12 protein-coding genes are annotated in these 14,790 nt (G+C 39.0%); 11 read left to right on the top strand and 1 reads right to left on the bottom strand.

What is annotated here, in order from left to right; translation table 11 throughout:
• Positions 1 to 17: 17 nt before the first annotated feature.
• The 10 genes from BUF11_RS05145 (at position 18) to BUF11_RS05100 (ending at position 10,542) form a co-directional block, all read left to right on the top strand.
• Positions 18 to 1,019: a hypothetical protein gene (locus BUF11_RS05145; protein WP_073587664.1), complete on the top strand. Its 1,002-nt coding sequence runs from the start codon at positions 18 to 20 to the stop codon at positions 1,017 to 1,019.
• Between the two features lie 28 nt (positions 1,020 to 1,047).
• A complete protein-coding gene (locus BUF11_RS05140) occupies positions 1,048 to 2,586 on the top strand; it encodes an oligosaccharide flippase family protein (protein ID WP_073587663.1) in 1,539 nt (512 codons plus the stop codon).
• A 45-nt stretch (positions 2,587 to 2,631) separates the two neighbouring features.
• Positions 2,632 to 3,558 (top strand): glycosyltransferase, encoded by a 927-nt coding sequence (locus tag BUF11_RS05135; protein WP_073587662.1) that lies wholly within the window; start codon positions 2,632 to 2,634, stop codon positions 3,556 to 3,558.
• 16 nt (positions 3,559 to 3,574) lie between these two features.
• Positions 3,575 to 4,708 carry a non-hydrolyzing UDP-N-acetylglucosamine 2-epimerase gene (gene wecB, locus BUF11_RS05130; RefSeq protein ID WP_073587661.1) on the top strand — a complete coding sequence of 378 codons (1,134 nt, stop codon included), beginning with the start codon at positions 3,575 to 3,577 and terminating at the stop codon, positions 4,706 to 4,708.
• 178 nt (positions 4,709 to 4,886) lie between these two features.
• A complete protein-coding gene (gene murA, locus BUF11_RS05125) occupies positions 4,887 to 6,197 on the top strand; it encodes a UDP-N-acetylglucosamine 1-carboxyvinyltransferase (protein ID WP_073587660.1) in 1,311 nt (436 codons plus the stop codon).
• Between the two features lie 19 nt (positions 6,198 to 6,216).
• Positions 6,217 to 7,032 carry a MerR family transcriptional regulator gene (locus tag BUF11_RS05120; protein WP_073587659.1) on the top strand — a complete coding sequence of 272 codons (816 nt, stop codon included), beginning with the start codon at positions 6,217 to 6,219 and terminating at the stop codon, positions 7,030 to 7,032.
• Between the two features lie 83 nt (positions 7,033 to 7,115).
• Positions 7,116 to 7,592, top strand: coding sequence for an SAM-dependent methyltransferase (locus tag BUF11_RS05115; RefSeq protein ID WP_073587658.1), 477 nt, complete (start codon positions 7,116 to 7,118; stop codon positions 7,590 to 7,592).
• A gap of 62 nt (positions 7,593 to 7,654) precedes the next feature.
• Complete coding sequence (locus BUF11_RS05110; protein ID WP_073587657.1) at positions 7,655 to 8,308, top strand: nucleotidyltransferase domain-containing protein; 654 nt, start codon at positions 7,655 to 7,657, stop codon at positions 8,306 to 8,308.
• Positions 8,309 to 8,340: 32 nt separating this feature from the next.
• Positions 8,341 to 9,768, top strand: coding sequence for a serine hydrolase domain-containing protein (locus tag BUF11_RS05105; protein ID WP_073587656.1), 1,428 nt, complete (start codon positions 8,341 to 8,343; stop codon positions 9,766 to 9,768).
• Positions 9,769 to 9,795: 27 nt separating this feature from the next.
• On the top strand, positions 9,796 to 10,542 hold the full coding sequence (locus BUF11_RS05100; RefSeq protein WP_073587655.1) for an alpha/beta fold hydrolase: 747 nt from the start codon (positions 9,796 to 9,798) through the stop codon (positions 10,540 to 10,542).
• Positions 10,543 to 10,609: 67 nt separating this feature from the next.
• Here the strand turns inward: BUF11_RS05100 and BUF11_RS05095 are convergent, their stop codons facing one another.
• Positions 10,610 to 11,668 carry a tyrosine-type recombinase/integrase gene (locus tag BUF11_RS05095; RefSeq protein WP_073587654.1) on the bottom strand — a complete coding sequence of 353 codons (1,059 nt, stop codon included), beginning with the start codon at positions 11,666 to 11,668 and terminating at the stop codon, positions 10,610 to 10,612.
• 502 nt (positions 11,669 to 12,170) lie between these two features.
• Between BUF11_RS05095 and BUF11_RS05085 the strand changes: the two genes are divergently transcribed.
• Positions 12,171 to 14,774: an N-acetylmuramoyl-L-alanine amidase gene (locus BUF11_RS05085; RefSeq protein WP_073587652.1), complete on the top strand. Its 2,604-nt coding sequence runs from the start codon at positions 12,171 to 12,173 to the stop codon at positions 14,772 to 14,774.
• Positions 14,775 to 14,790 lie beyond the last annotated feature (16 nt).

The following is a 14,790-nucleotide window of genomic DNA, read 5'->3' as shown; positions in this document are numbered from 1 at the left end:
CGCAGAAAGGAAACTGTATGAAAGAGGCGAATATAGATATTGCCGTGCTTTTGATATTCTTTGCCAGGCCAAAACAGTTTGAGAAGGTCTTTGAAGTTGTAAAACAAGCAAAGCCCTCCAGACTTTATCTGTATCAGGACGGACCCAGAAAGGGAAAGTCAGAGGATATGGCAGGAATTATTAAGTGCAGAGCTATTGCATTCGATATTGACTGGAATTGTGAGATACATACCTATTTTCAAAGTGAGAATGTTGGTTGTGATCCTTCGGAATACATTGCACAAAAATGGATGTTCCAGACAGAGAAAGAAGGAATCGTGTTAGAGGATGATGATGTTCCCTCCCTTAGTTTCTTTCCTTTTTGCAAAGAGCTTTTGGAACGGTATAGGGAGGATGAGAGGATAAATATGATATGCGGCATGAACAATGCAGAAGTTTGTGAATATACTCCTTATGACTATCTCTTTACGACCTCCGGCTCCATCTGCGGATGGGCATCCTGGAAACGGGTGATAGATACCTGGGATGAAGGATACAGTATCTTAAAGGATTCCTTTAACCTGATGCAGCTTAAGAGCTATTTGGATTCTTTTTCGGAGGGAGGAGCGTATATTAATACGGTCAAAAGACATCAACGCTCAGGGAAAGCCCACTACGAATCTATTTTAGGCGCCAGCATGCATTTAAACCACAGGTTGAATATTGTGCCCGCCAAAAATATGATTACTAACATTGGGGTCACAGCAAATGCTTCCCATTCGGTTTCGGATATCAGGATGTTGCCAAGGGGAATTCAGAAGATTTTTAATATGCCGGCTTTTGAGATAGAGTTTCCGATAAAACATCCTCCCTATGTCATAGAAGATATGGAGTTTAAGAACCGGATTAACCGAATTATGGGAAAGAGGCATCCCCTTGTCAGGTATTACAGAAAAGCGGCAAGTATTCTTCTTCGCATAAAATATAAGGATTATAAGGGGCTTAAGAACAGTTTATTGCGCCTGTTAAAAATAACTTAACCATATCAGAAAGAAAGCAGTGTTGTATATGAGTGAGATAAATGAAGAGGAAAGCTCAAGGCAGATAAAAGCAGGAGCAGTATTAGGATATATCACCATTGGGATTAACCTGTTGGCAGGATTAATCTACACGCCCTGGATGATACGAAGTCTTGGACAGGGCAATTATGGACTTTATACCCTTTCGGTGTCCTTAATTGGAATACTTGTTATGGATTTTGGTCTGGGCGCTGCCGTAACCCGTTTTCTTTCCCTATATAACTCGAAGAACGACAGAGAAGCAGCTAACAATCTCCTTGGAATTATATATAAGTTCTTTTTTTTATTGGATATTATAATTGCGGTAGTCCTTCTTGCAGTTTACTTTTGTGTGGGAAGTATTTACAAGGAACTTTCTCCCGCAGAAATTCATAAGCTGAAGGTAATTTTTCTGATAGCCTCCTCCTATAGTGTTCTTGCCTTTCCTTTCGGCACCTTAAACGGTATTCTTACCTCCTACGAGAAATTCGTGCAGCTTAAGGCTTGTGAGCTTTTTTACAAACTCCTTAATATGGCTCTTATCATTGCAGCACTGAAAATGGGATATGGGCTTTATACCATGGTAATGGTAAATGCAGTAACAGGAATTATTAATATCCTAATAAAGCTTTTCTTTGTAAAAAGAACGACCCCTGTCAAAATAAACTATCATTATAAAGAAAAGAAGACCACAAAAGAGATATTTACATTCTCCATGTGGTCCACTGTGGTCAATATTGCCCAGCGCTTCATCTATAATATCATACCCAGCATCCTTGGAATCTATTGCGGTGCTATAAGCATTTCTGTCTTTGGAGCCTCTGCCACGGTGGAAGGTATTGTATTTACTTTTGCTTTGGCCATAAACGGGTTGTTTCTGCCCAAGGTATCACGAATCATTACACAGGAAAATAGCGAAGAAAGACTGTTAGAGCTGATGATAAAGGTAGGGAGGATTCAGCTCTTTCTTATTGGACTGATTTTTACCGGTTTTTTGGCTGTTGGGAGAGATTTTATCAGTATCTGGCTTGGAAACGGCTTTCAGAATGCCTATATCTGCATTCTCCTTTTGATATTCCCGAGTGTTTTTGAACTTACCCAGCACATAGCCGGGCTGACTGTTACAGCCACCGGAATGGTCAAATTACAATCCTTTGTCTATGCCGCCATGGCAGTTATCAATGTGGCTCTGTCCATACTGCTCACAAGAGAATATAAAGAGATTGGGGCTTCAATATCTGTCTGCACAGCCTATCTTTTCCGTACGGCAGCAATGAATTTCATCTATCACCGCAAGCTTAAAATCAATGTATTTATTTTCTTTAAAGAGTGTTTCTTTAAGATGGGGGTACCTCTTGCGGTATCTCTTGCAGCAGCAGTTTTTCTTTCTTTCATGCCTTATAAAGGGATTGCTTATTTTTTTATAAAAGGAGGGGGCTTTGCAGGGATCTATCTGCTTATGATGTGGAAATCCGGGCTAAATGCATTTGAAAAGGAGCTGTTTTTATCCCTGTTTCGTAAAAGTACAAATTTCCTAAGAAGAAACTAAAAAAAACCTTAAGCTTTAAATAAAACGAAAATTTATGGAGGGTCTATGCATACCAGGTTAGCGATCATTATATTACATTATAAGAACTATCAGGAAACCATAGCATGTGTCAACAGTGCTTTAAAGCAGAAGGGAGGGAGCTATGAAATCGTAGTAGTAGACAACGGTTCCGGTGACGGCTCCTATGAGATTCTAACGGAGCATTTTAAGAAGGTTCCCCATGTAACGATTAAAAGACTAAAGAAGAATCTTGGCTTTGCCCGCGGAAACAATGCAGGAATCCGGTATGCAAGAGCGCAGTTTTCTGCCAAGAATTGCTTTATCTGTAACAGCGACGTTGTATTTGAAGACACTCTGTTTGAAGAGTTGTTAGCAGCTTGTAAAAAGGGAGTCGGCGTGATATCACCTGCTGTATATGATGCAGATAAGAAGCCCCAGCCGTTTTCAGTGAATATTAAGAGTCCCTATAAGACGATTCTGTTTACCTTGCTTTATATCCTGTATAAGAGCCTGCCGGAAGAAATGAGAAAAAAATTATTCCTGCAGTTCATAAAGCTTTTGTATCTTGTCCTTAAGAAAGGAATAAAAGGAATCTATCGTCTGCGCACTTACTTAAAGAAACATAACTTTAAGGTTACTCACGGAAGAGAAAAAGGGGAAGCAGAGAAGCCTTATTGCATGCAGGGTTGTGCCTTTCTGCTGACAGAAGAATACTTCAACTATTACCGCGGGTTGTATCCAAAGACCTTTTTATATGGTGAAGAATTGAATATAACCCTATATCTAAAGAAAGCAGGTCTTTTGGCAGTAGCAGTTCCTACTTCCCCGGTAATTCACAAGGGAAGGCAATCCTCTGTAATGCTTACAGAAAAAGAAGGGGAGAGAAGAAGGCTGATTCTTTCCAGACAGAGCCTTTTTAACTCTCTCCCCCTATTATTCTTAAGTTCAAAGAAAATAAGCAGGTTCTATTAAGAAAGGGCAGGGTTTTATGGGAAAATTAAAGCTGATGACAATACTTGGCACCAGACCGGAAATCATACGTCTATCACAGATAATCAAGAAATGTGACAGCTATTTTGATCATATCCTGGTTCATACAGGACAGAATTGGGATTATGCATTAAATCAGATTTTCTTCGAAGACCTGGAATTAAGGGCACCGGATGTCTATCTGGATGCAGCAGGTGATAATCCGGGAGAAACTATAGGAGCTATCATCTCAAAAAGCTATGCATTAATGCTTACAGAAAAGCCCGGGGCCTTATTGATATTAGGAGATACCAATTCCGCCCTGGCAGCCCTATCCGCTAAAAGACTTAAGATACCGGTATTTCATATGGAAGCCGGAAACCGCTGCTTTGATGAGAATTTACCGGAGGAAATCAACAGGCGTATCGTAGACCATATTTCTGACGTAAACCTTTGCTACAGCGAACAGGCCAGAAGATATCTTTATGCAGAAGGTATCCATAAGGACAGATGCTTTGTAACTGGCTCTCCCATGGCAGAGGTTCTTACTGTAAACAAGGCAAAAATAGAAAAGTCCCAGATATTAAAAAAGCTGGGACTTTCAGAGGAACAATATATTGTACTTTCTGCCCACCGGGAAGAAAATATAGACAATGAAAAGAATTTCTTTCAGCTTATGGAAGCCGTTAATGCCCTGGCAGAAACCTATAATCTTCCGGTAATTTACTCAACCCATCCACGTTCGGCAGGCTTTATTGAAAAACGGCAGTTTCATTTTCATCCCAAGGTTCGGACTTTAAAGCCTTTTTCCTTTTCTGATTATAACCATCTCCAGTACCATTCTTTTTGTACCATATCTGACAGCGGAACCCTTCCCGAAGAAGCAGCATATTTTAGACATTATCCTGCAGTTTGTATCAGAACCTCTACCGAAAGGCCGGAAGCCCTTGAAAAAGGTGCCTTTATCCTTGGTTCCATATCCGCAGAAGAGGTCCTTCAAGCGGTGGAACTGGCTGTGTCCATGGCAGACAGGAAAGAAAAGATAAGCGAGGTACCTGACTACAGGGAGGAAAATACAAGCAGTAAGGTTATCCGTATCATACAGAGTTATACCGGCATTATAAACCGCATGGTATGGAGAAAAGAGCTGTAGAATTGTATTGTGATAATGTACCTTGTAATTTAGGTACATTATTTTTATGCAGCCGCTTGCAGCAGGAAATCATAAAGTTGCAAATATGCATTGATTTATGTGGGAAAGAATAGTAATATTATTAGATAAATAATGTAAAAAAGGTAATGCTTATAAATAATAAGAGAGGTTACATAGAATGACAGGCAATAGCACTTATTTGAAAGTAAAAGGCGGTAAGGCATTACGTGGAGAAGTTAATGTAAACGGTTCCAAAAATTCCATTTTAGCTTTAATTCCGGCAATGTGCCTGGGAGAAGGCGAAGGCGTATTAACACATGTAACAGATATATCCGATGTTGAAGCGATGCAGGGAATCTTAGATGAAATCGGGATTCAGATGGCCTGTGAGAACAGCATCGTAAAAATTACAGGAAACTTGGTTAATTCTGAATTAAGTAAGCAATATGTTTCCAAAATCAGAGCTTCTAATTTATTTTTGGGTGTTTTGCTGGCTAAATTCGGAAAAGCAGTGGTACCGGTATCCGGCGGAGATAAGATAGGAAACAGACCAATTGATATTCATTTATATGTATTCAATAAATTCGGGATACGCACAGAGACAATTGACGGATATGTAAAATGTGAGGCAACACAGTTCCCTTACAAGGGTCAAAAGATATTCCTGCGGTTTCCAAGTGTAGGTGCAACAGAAAATGCCATGTTAGTTGCCAGTGCGGCTGATAGTGAGACGGTAATCTACAATGCTGCCATGGAACCGGAAATTGTTGATATGGCAGTCTTATTGAATTCCATGGGAGTTAAAATAACAGGTGCAGGTACCCCTGTCATTCATATAAAGCCGTCTGCGGCAAAATTAACCCGGACAGTTCATGAAGTCATACCTGACCGGCTGGAGGTCGGTACCTTTCTATTTATGATTGCAGCAACAAAAGGCTCCGGAATAATACGAAATGTGATTCCGGAGCATGTTATGTCGGTTATTACTATTTTGGGAGATTCCGGTGCAAATATAAGAGCAGAGGATAGCAATATCATTATTGATGCATCCAATTGCGAACTGAAACCTGTTAATGTAGAAGCATTGCCGTATCCTGGTTTTCCCACCGACCTGCAGCCTTTTGCTTCCGTTTATGCCCTGAAATGTAATGGCAAATCCTCTATCAGAGATATGATTTTCCCGGTTCGGTTCAACCACTTATTTGAAATCGGCAGAATGGGGATGGCATATGAAAGCGTGCATTCCCAAGTCACAATCAGTGGCACACAAAAGCTAACCGGGACGGCGATGACCGGAACGGATATCAGAATGTGTGCGTCATTGGTAATGGCGGCATTGATTGCAGAGGGCGAATCAAAGATCTATGGATTGGAGCATATATTAAGAGGTTATGATAACTTCTTTCAGAAACTGCTTAATTTAGGGGCTGATATTGCTGTCATAGAGGATGAGGCTGAGGGAATTACCATAAAATCAAAATGTATTTAATCCACAAAGGATGATGTAAATGTTCAGAATAGGTGAATTCTCCAAATTAACACAAGTATCAATCCGAATGTTAAGGTATTACGATGAAACAGGATTATTAAGCCCCGCAGTAATTGATGAATGTACGAATTACAGGCTATATTCTGCGGAACAAATCCTTGCTTTGAATAAAATTATATTTTTGAGGGATTTAGGTTTCAATGTTTCTGAAATTGCGGTTATCCTTAATCAGTGGAACAATGAATTTATTATAAATCAGCTTGAAAATAAACGTTTGGAAATTGAGAACACAATCAAAACCGAACAGGACAAATTATCAAAAATTGAATTAGCTAAAAGAGATATTTATCAGGAAAAGATAGCAATACACTGCAATGTTTCAATCAAATCAATACCAAGTTATCAAGTGCTTTCTTTGAGGCGGATTGTTCCGGATTATTACTCCGAGGGTAAACTATGGAGAGAAATGCTGGTTTTTGCAAATAAAGGTGGTATATCTATATCAAACGATACTTTTACTGTATATTATGATACAGATTATAGAGAAAAAGATGTTGATATCGAAATATGTGCCCCTGTGGCAGGAATGGGAAAAGATAAGGATGGATTTGTATATCGTAATACGGAACCTGTACCGGTAATGGCCAGCACAATGGTATATGGGAAATTCGAAAACATTGCAGGTGCATATCTTGCTTTTGCAAATTGGCTCCAGGAACATAATCAGTACAGAATGGAAGGCCAAAGCAGGCAGATTGTTCACAGAGGGCCATGGAATGAAAAAATTCCCGATAATTACTTAACTGAAATACAGATTCCGATGAAAGAAATCTAAGAATTAATTTTGGGGATTGACTCTCACATGATGTCAGGGTCTACACTGGATTTACAAATAAGAAATCATATGGAGGAATCACTATGAATAATTTAAAAGTAAATCCTGTTGGTAGAATCTGCTTTAATGAGCGAGGGACATTTATCGAACTTGAACCGGAGTATGTTCCGGCTTTACAGGCATTGGACGGATTTAGTCATATTAATGTTATCTGGATGTTCAGCGATTTTGACAATGAAGAAGCACGTGGTACCCTTACAATGTCACGTCCATACAAAACTGCTCCGGCTGTAATGGGTACATTTGCCACAAGGTCGCCTTTCCGTCCTAATCCAATTGCGTTAACTGCAGTACAGGTTATCCATATTGATTATGAAAAGGGAATTATCCAAATTGCCTATATTGACGCAAATAACGATACGCCGGTACTTGATATAAAGCCTTACACACCAAGCCTTGACAGAGTAGAAAAGCCTTGCGTTCCGGAATGGTGCAGCCATTGGCCAAAAAGCTTAGAGGAATCAGGAAGCTTTAACTGGGAAAATGAATTTATTTATTAATGGAGGAAAAGCCCTGCAATCGAAAGACTGTTATATAAATTTCAATAATCGGAGGTCTTGAGATGAATAAATTGATAGAGGAAGCTGTTAAATTACTAAAAGGTCAAAACTTTGAATTTGCAATCTGCGGAGGATTTGCTATTGATTTATTTCTTGGATATGAATCACGAAAACACGGTGATATCGATATTCTGGCATATTGGAATGACCGCAATTCAATAATTTTACATATGCAATCAAAAGGTTATTGTGTTTATGAAATGTTAGGCGGAGGAATGGCTCATCATATTACAGACGTAAATAATCAACAATATGAGAAACGCAATATCTTTTGTTCAACGAATGATTGCGAACTCGTTCATCTAGCTCCAACAGATAAAAAGGATATATATATCATTGACTTTTACCATATTGGTCAAACTAAAATGAATTTTATTGAATTTCTTTTTAACGATAAGGATGAGAAAAATTTTCTGTATGCCCGCAATAAAAATATTAAACGGGAACTAAGTAAAGCAATTTTACATAGTGGTGATATATCTTATTTAGCCCCTGAATTATTACTGCTTTACAAATCGACAGATATAGAACGTGAAGGATACCAAGAAGATTTTGAATTTGCTTTTTCAAAAATGAGCAATGAGCAAAAAGTATGGTTAAATAATTCATTAAAGATTATGTATCCGGACGGACATAAGTGGATGATGGAATCGTAAAACGCACCTGAAAATAACTTTGGAGGTATAATATGAGACTTGAAAAAGCCACACCGGAATCACAGGGAATCCCTTCCTCCGCAATTCTGGATTTTTTAAACAAAGTAAACGAGCAGGGATTTGAGGTTCATTCGTTTATGCTGCTCAAGAACGGTAAAAATATCGCTGATTGTTGGTGGAAGCCATATGCAGCTCAGTACAGACATCAATTGTTTTCCCTAAGCAAAAGCTTTACTTCAATCGCAATTGGTTTGGCTATCGAGGAAGGTTTGCTAACCACAAGTACGCTGATTGCCGACATCTTCGCAGATGAAATGAATGAACTGGGTGAAAAGGTTGACGAAAAAATCAAGAAAATGACCGTAAAAAACCTCCTCACAATGGGAACAGGAATGACCTATGAAAACTGGGTATGGAATGATGAAAATTCTAATAACATTCTCGGATTTTTAAGCTCGCATGTCAAAAATGAGCCGGGGAGCGCTTTTTTTTACAATACACTCGCCACATATATGTGTTCTGCAATAATTACTAGATTGACAGGGGAAAAGCTTGTGGATTACCTCATGCCGAGATTATTTGAACCGCTGGGAATCGACCCCGTCTGGGAAGAAGACAAATTAGGAATCAGCTTTGGTGGCTTTGGACTAAATATTAAAACAGAGGATATCGCCGTTTTTGGGCAAATGCTCCTTCAAAAAGGGAAATTCAATGGCCGGCAGCTCGTACCTGAAGCATGGGTGGAAGAAGCAACCTCCAAGCAAATTAATAACGGAGACGAAGCCGATAACGATTGGGCTCAGGGTTACGGCTACCAGTTCTGGAGATGTGTCCCCGAAGGAGTGTACCGTGGGGACGGCATGTACGGACAATACTGTATTGTCATGCCTGATCAGAACTGTGTCATTGCTGTAACCAGCAACCTTGACATGGGCAAATTTATGAAGCTTATTTGGAGTGACCTCCTTCCATGGCTTGACGGAGGAGCTGCTATGCCTCAAAGCGTTGATTACAACAAATTGGTTGAGTTTGGGACAAGGCAGACACACCTGCAGGTGAACGAAAATGTCGAACCCTATCCGGCCTTTCGGGCGGCTTACAGGCTTTCTTCAGACACTAAGGCAACGGATGATTTTAAAATAAATAAAATTAATTTTGATTTTGAAAAAGGAGAGTGCCTTCTTGCACTTTATAACGATGAAAAGCATCAGCCCTTATATGTGATTAGTTTTATACAGAAACAGTGGGTAGAAACCGCAAAGCCATTTTGGACTTCCGACTCCTTTTACAGGGCTGTCTGCTATGGTGAGTGGAACCATGAAGAATTTGTAGCCAGCATTTGGCACTATGAGACTCCTGTCAATACAAAGGTCAGGTTTACGTTCAGCGAGGAGAGAAAAAGCTTGACTTTGCATCTTGAAGCACAGAATGAACTGTCACTTAAGTTTGTTAAAATATGACGGTTAAATATACAGGAGGTGGATATTTTGAATGATTGCAGAGAGTATGGAAGTTTACCGTTTCGTGCTATAATTGTTCACGGAGGACCCGGGGCGCCGGGTTGTTGTGCGGGCATATGCCGAGGGTTAGCCGATGACTTTGGAGTTTTAGAGCATTTACAAACCAGGAATTCAACTGATGAGCTTTTAGAAGAACTGCGTGGGATTATTCTGCGTTATCAACTTGATAAAGTAATTCTGATAGGTCATTCCTGGGGCGCATGGTTATCTTTCATTTTTGCCGCAAAGTATCCTCAATATGTCAGTAAATTGATTCTGGTAGGATGTGGCCCCTTTGAATTAAGTTATTATCCTCAACTCGTTGAAGCGAGAAGTGTGAAAATTATGCCAAAAGAACAAAAAGAAGATATGAGAGCGGCAAATTTATACACACAGGATAAGGAATATGATCCTGACCATTATTGCCTGTTACCAAACATAAAAGGAGACATGATTGCCTTTAATGAAGGGCAATTTAAGTCATTAATGGATGAAGCTCTCTCAATGCGCGCAAGTGGAGAACTGTTAGATTTCTCCAAAGACATTAAATGCCCTGTTGCCGCGATTCATGGTAAAAACGACCCTCATCCATGGAATGGGGTGAAGGCGCCTTTAGAAAATCGATTGAACGAATTTAAGATGTTCGTAATTGATAAATGTGGACATGACCCATGGAAAGAATACTATGCTAAAGACGAGTTCTTTACTATTCTAAAAAGTGAGATAAGACTATAAAGCTATAATAGTGGAAAGACGGTATAACCTGTAATCATGCATGGGCGATTGTAAAGCAGGGGTCATATTAGCTATCTGCTTTTTCCCTTAACTTTACTTTTCCGGCAGCGCTTCTTCGCCTGGAATCTTCAATAGCAGCATAGTGCTTTTTCGTGGTATTTACATCCTTATGCCCAAGTACATCGGCTACCAGATAGATATCTCCGGTCTCTCTGTAAAGGCTTGTGCCATAGGTACTTCGAAGTTTATGAGGGGTAATCCGCTTTAAGCTTGTAACCATGGAAGAGTATTTCTTCACAAGATTCTCAACGGACTTTACGCTGATTCTCTTTCGTTGCATAGAAAGAAAGAGGGCTTCTTCACTTCCCGCTTCGGGAAGGACGGTTTCTCTTTCCACAAGATAGCTTTCAAGGGCTTCCCTGACTTCATCTCCAAAATAAATAATGGATTCATATCCGCCTTTTCTCCTGATTTTAATACCGTCGTTATGAAAGTCCACATCATCTAAATCAAGGCCGACACATTCCGATACACGTATTCCGGTACCTAAAAGCAATGTTATAAGTGCCAGGTCCCTTTTCTTTGTCTTCTCATGATATTTTAACTGCTGCTTTGTCATCTTTTCGCCGGACTCCACCTGGTCCAAAAGACGGGCAACTTCATCTACATCGAGGCGTACGATTTCCTTGCTGTGAAGTTTGGGAATATTAACCAAAGCAGCAGGGTTTGTTTGTATCATTTCCTTTTTGAAATAGTAATTATAAAAACTCCTTAAGGAGATAAGCTTTCTCTTTTTTCCGTTTTCCTGATTGATATATTCCAAATCACCCTTTTTATAATAGGAGAGGTAGTCAAGATATTCTTCAATATCAATTGCTTTGATCTGATCCAGAATATCAACTTTAATATCTCGTGATTCCTTGTTTTTAAAAGCAGGATTTGCAGCCGCTAAGAATTCAAAAAACACTCTTAAATCATAGGCATAGGCAATGCGGGTCAGGGACGAAGTAGTAGGTTCAATGCCTCTGAAAAAATCCCTGCAAAAAGGGGGGAGTTCCTCTAAAACTTTTCTCAAACGCAGTGTATTGTAGATATTCATGCTATCATGATAATTATGTTCTGACATAAGACACCTCCAATGGCTACAGTATACCATGATTTATGCAAATTGACCATAAAATTCATGATTAACAAAAAAATGACATATTTTTAACACGTTTACACTTTAAGGTATAGGAGAATGGGAATGGGAGTATATAACAATGTAACTAAGTCAACACGCTTGTTAAATAAAAGGAGGTTGATAGCAAAACGAAAGAAAGTAACCTGACAACAAATGTTGGTAATACAGGTATTTTTTACCGGCAGCCTACTGTTCCAAATAATTTTTTTGTGTTTTTGCAAAAAAGCAGATGTTTTGACAGGAAGGAATTTTAAGCTGTCAAAACCATTGTCAATATACAGAAAGAAAGATAAGTTGAAAAATTTTCAACTGTGTATTCAAGAGTGTCAAAGCAAAAATTTGATATTCGCGAAAGAGGTTATGTTGAAAAAACAAAAAAGCAGTTTTTCAACTACGTATTCAGGAATATCAAATCAAGAATTTGATATTCACGAAAGAGGTTAATATGAATAATTTAAAAAACAACTGGAAGCTATTGGGTATTCTGGCTTTTGTTTTATTATGCCTTCCCTTTACGGAGGTATCAGCGGCAACAAACTTAAATCTGTATCTGTATAGTACGAAATCAAATCTGGTTTATACAGGAAATCAGGCTAAGTATTATCTCGGAAGCCAGGCCATTGATATGAAAAGTACCCCTGGGGTCGTCATTGGCGGAACTTCCTTGGCCTCCTTTCTGGATGTTTTTGTGAATTCAGGAATAGGAATGAATTATTCCTATGATAAATCGAAGGGTGTTCTTACTCTTTCACAAAACGGTAAAAAACTGGTATTGACGGAAGGCAGTAAAACGGCAGTACTTAACGGAAAAAAAGTAACTATGTCTTTGGCTCCTACCAAAATTAAATTTAAAAATGTTAATAAAACCAAATTTATGGTTCCTGTGAGATTTGTTGCAGAAAGCTTTGGGTATGTGTATACCTGGAACAGCAGCACTTTAACAGGGGTTCTTACAAGCCCTTTGCATCTTTCTTATAGTGGAAAATCAGTAAATTATACCGGTACAAGAGGTTCCGTTACAATTGATAAGAAGAAAGTTGATGTCAGCGATTTACCGAGTATCATTATGAATGATACAGCAATGGTTCAGGCATATAAGGTATTTGCGGCTTCCTCTGTTTCAGCTGATTATAGCTATGATAAAGCCAAAAAGGTGCTTACTCTTAAAAAGAATACAAATACAATCGAACTTACGATGGGAAGTAAAACAGCCAAAGTCAACGGAAGAGCATATTTTATGGATACTGCTCCTCTGGTCATTACAAATCTGGATAACAACATAGCTTACGTTATGGTACCGGGAAGTTTTGTGGCTTCTTATTTGGGTTACGATTATAAGTGGGATTCCGCTACTAAGACTTCCATTCTGACAAAGAGTAAGATTATAACGATTCCGGATCAGAATAATAATGGAGGACCGGAACTTGGCGGTGATCCTGTACCTGATACAACTTCCTTTAGCTGGGGATTATCAGCTGGAAATTTAAGTGAATACACGAATTTAAGCAGCATAACCAATACGGCAGAGGTTTCACAGGATACGGCTGTAAGCTCTAATATTAATTCCATAAGTCTGGATGCAATAACACCAAACAGCGAAACTTATGCTATTCATGGCAGTCTTCCTTTTAGTAAGTCTATTCTTACGAAACAGGATAGTGTACTTAACCTGCATATTAATAATACAACTTCCTATATCCAGACATATACTCTCGGAGGTTCTTTATCAGGAAATATCACGTTAAGTCCGGATACTGCAGCACCTGCAGGTGCAAATGCTGCATTCAGTCTCACAGACCCTGACTTAAACTATGAATTATCTCTTTCCTCCGACAGCTGTACTTTGTATGTTAAGATATACCGTAATTTTATTAACACAGTGACAGCAGGTGTATCTTCCGGGAACGAATATCTTCAGATTACCGGTATGAAGGATTTAAAGGTTAATTTATCGGAAGCCGGAAATATTGTAACCTTACAATTTCCTGCTACTGTAAATGGTATAGGTGATAGCAGCATACAGACAACACTTTCCTCTATCAAGACTGTAACATCTTCCTCTATTGGAAATATTGCAGTCATAACCTTTGAAAAGAATGGTTCAGCTTCTTATGACGTAGAACAAAACGGCAGTACCTACAGAATAGTTTTTAATACCCAAAAGACCGGATATTCTGTTGAATTCCGCATTCCGGACGGGTTATCCTATCAGGATATTACCACCGAAGATCAATATTACAAGAACCGCATATTAATTAAACTTCCTGGTGACTGGACTTCCTTCTATACACAGAATCCGGTTCAGTGGTCAAATAGTATGATTAATACAGTAGGCCTGTTAGCAGAAAACGGGGAAACAAAAATTATTATTGACACCGCCGTTCTTCAAGGCTTTAAGCTTACTGACCTTGGAAATGCAAAGGTTGGCATAACCATTGGTAATCCGAGAGATATTTACAAAAATATCGTTGTTTTGGATGCCGGACATGGTGGAACAGATCCCGGTGCGGTACGTTCCCTGAATGGAAAGACTATCTACGAAAAGGATCTTAATTATAAGATCATGTATGAGCTTACCAGAAAATATTTTGACAATCCTGATTCTGAAGTAAAAGCTTATTATTCCAGATATGATGATACGTTGGTAAATCTATATAAAAGAGCAGAAATTTCTGACCTTGTAAGTGCTGATATGTTTGTGAGTCTTCATATGAATGCCAATACCAAGACGGATCCTTATGGTACGGAAATCTACTATTATGCACCCAATACTTCAGTGAATTCTGCAGGGTTAAACAGCAAAACATTGGCTACTTTTGTTCTGAATTCCCTGACAGATAAGATTGGCACAAAGAAGCGTTATATCTCAAGCCAGAATCTGGTAGTAACAAGAGAAAATCATGTTCCTGCAATTTTAATAGAGCTTGGCTTTATGTCTAATAAGAGTGATTTAACTCTGTTAACAAATGCAAGTTTTCAGGAAAAAGCTGCAAAGGCCATTTATGATACCATATGTGAGACGTTTGATTCCTATCCAACCGGCAGATAATTGAGTTTATCACAAG

The organism is Anaerocolumna xylanovorans DSM 12503, from assembly GCF_900143645.1.
In the GTDB taxonomy this organism is placed as follows: Bacteria; Bacillota; Clostridia; order Lachnospirales; family Lachnospiraceae; genus Anaerocolumna; species Anaerocolumna xylanovorans.
Note: the sequence above shows the minus strand (reverse complement) of the source record. Positions and strands in the feature narration are given on the sequence as shown.

Coding starts and splice junctions, on each gene's coding strand:
- murA (WP_073587660.1), top strand. CDS start 4,887: ATGACAGGCAATAGCACTTATTTGAAAGTAAAAGGCGGTAAGGCATTA.
- BUF11_RS05095 (WP_073587654.1), bottom strand. CDS start 11,668: ATGTCAGAACATAATTATCATGATAGCATGAATATCTACAATACACTG.
- BUF11_RS05105 (WP_073587656.1), top strand. CDS start 8,341: ATGAGACTTGAAAAAGCCACACCGGAATCACAGGGAATCCCTTCCTCC.
- BUF11_RS05140 (WP_073587663.1), top strand. CDS start 1,048: ATGAGTGAGATAAATGAAGAGGAAAGCTCAAGGCAGATAAAAGCAGGA.
- BUF11_RS05085 (WP_073587652.1), top strand. CDS start 12,171: ATGAATAATTTAAAAAACAACTGGAAGCTATTGGGTATTCTGGCTTTT.
- BUF11_RS05135 (WP_073587662.1), top strand. CDS start 2,632: ATGCATACCAGGTTAGCGATCATTATATTACATTATAAGAACTATCAG.
- BUF11_RS05110 (WP_073587657.1), top strand. CDS start 7,655: ATGAATAAATTGATAGAGGAAGCTGTTAAATTACTAAAAGGTCAAAAC.
- BUF11_RS05145 (WP_073587664.1), top strand. CDS start 18: ATGAAAGAGGCGAATATAGATATTGCCGTGCTTTTGATATTCTTTGCC.
- BUF11_RS05120 (WP_073587659.1), top strand. CDS start 6,217: ATGTTCAGAATAGGTGAATTCTCCAAATTAACACAAGTATCAATCCGA.
- wecB (WP_073587661.1), top strand. CDS start 3,575: ATGGGAAAATTAAAGCTGATGACAATACTTGGCACCAGACCGGAAATC.
- BUF11_RS05115 (WP_073587658.1), top strand. CDS start 7,116: ATGAATAATTTAAAAGTAAATCCTGTTGGTAGAATCTGCTTTAATGAG.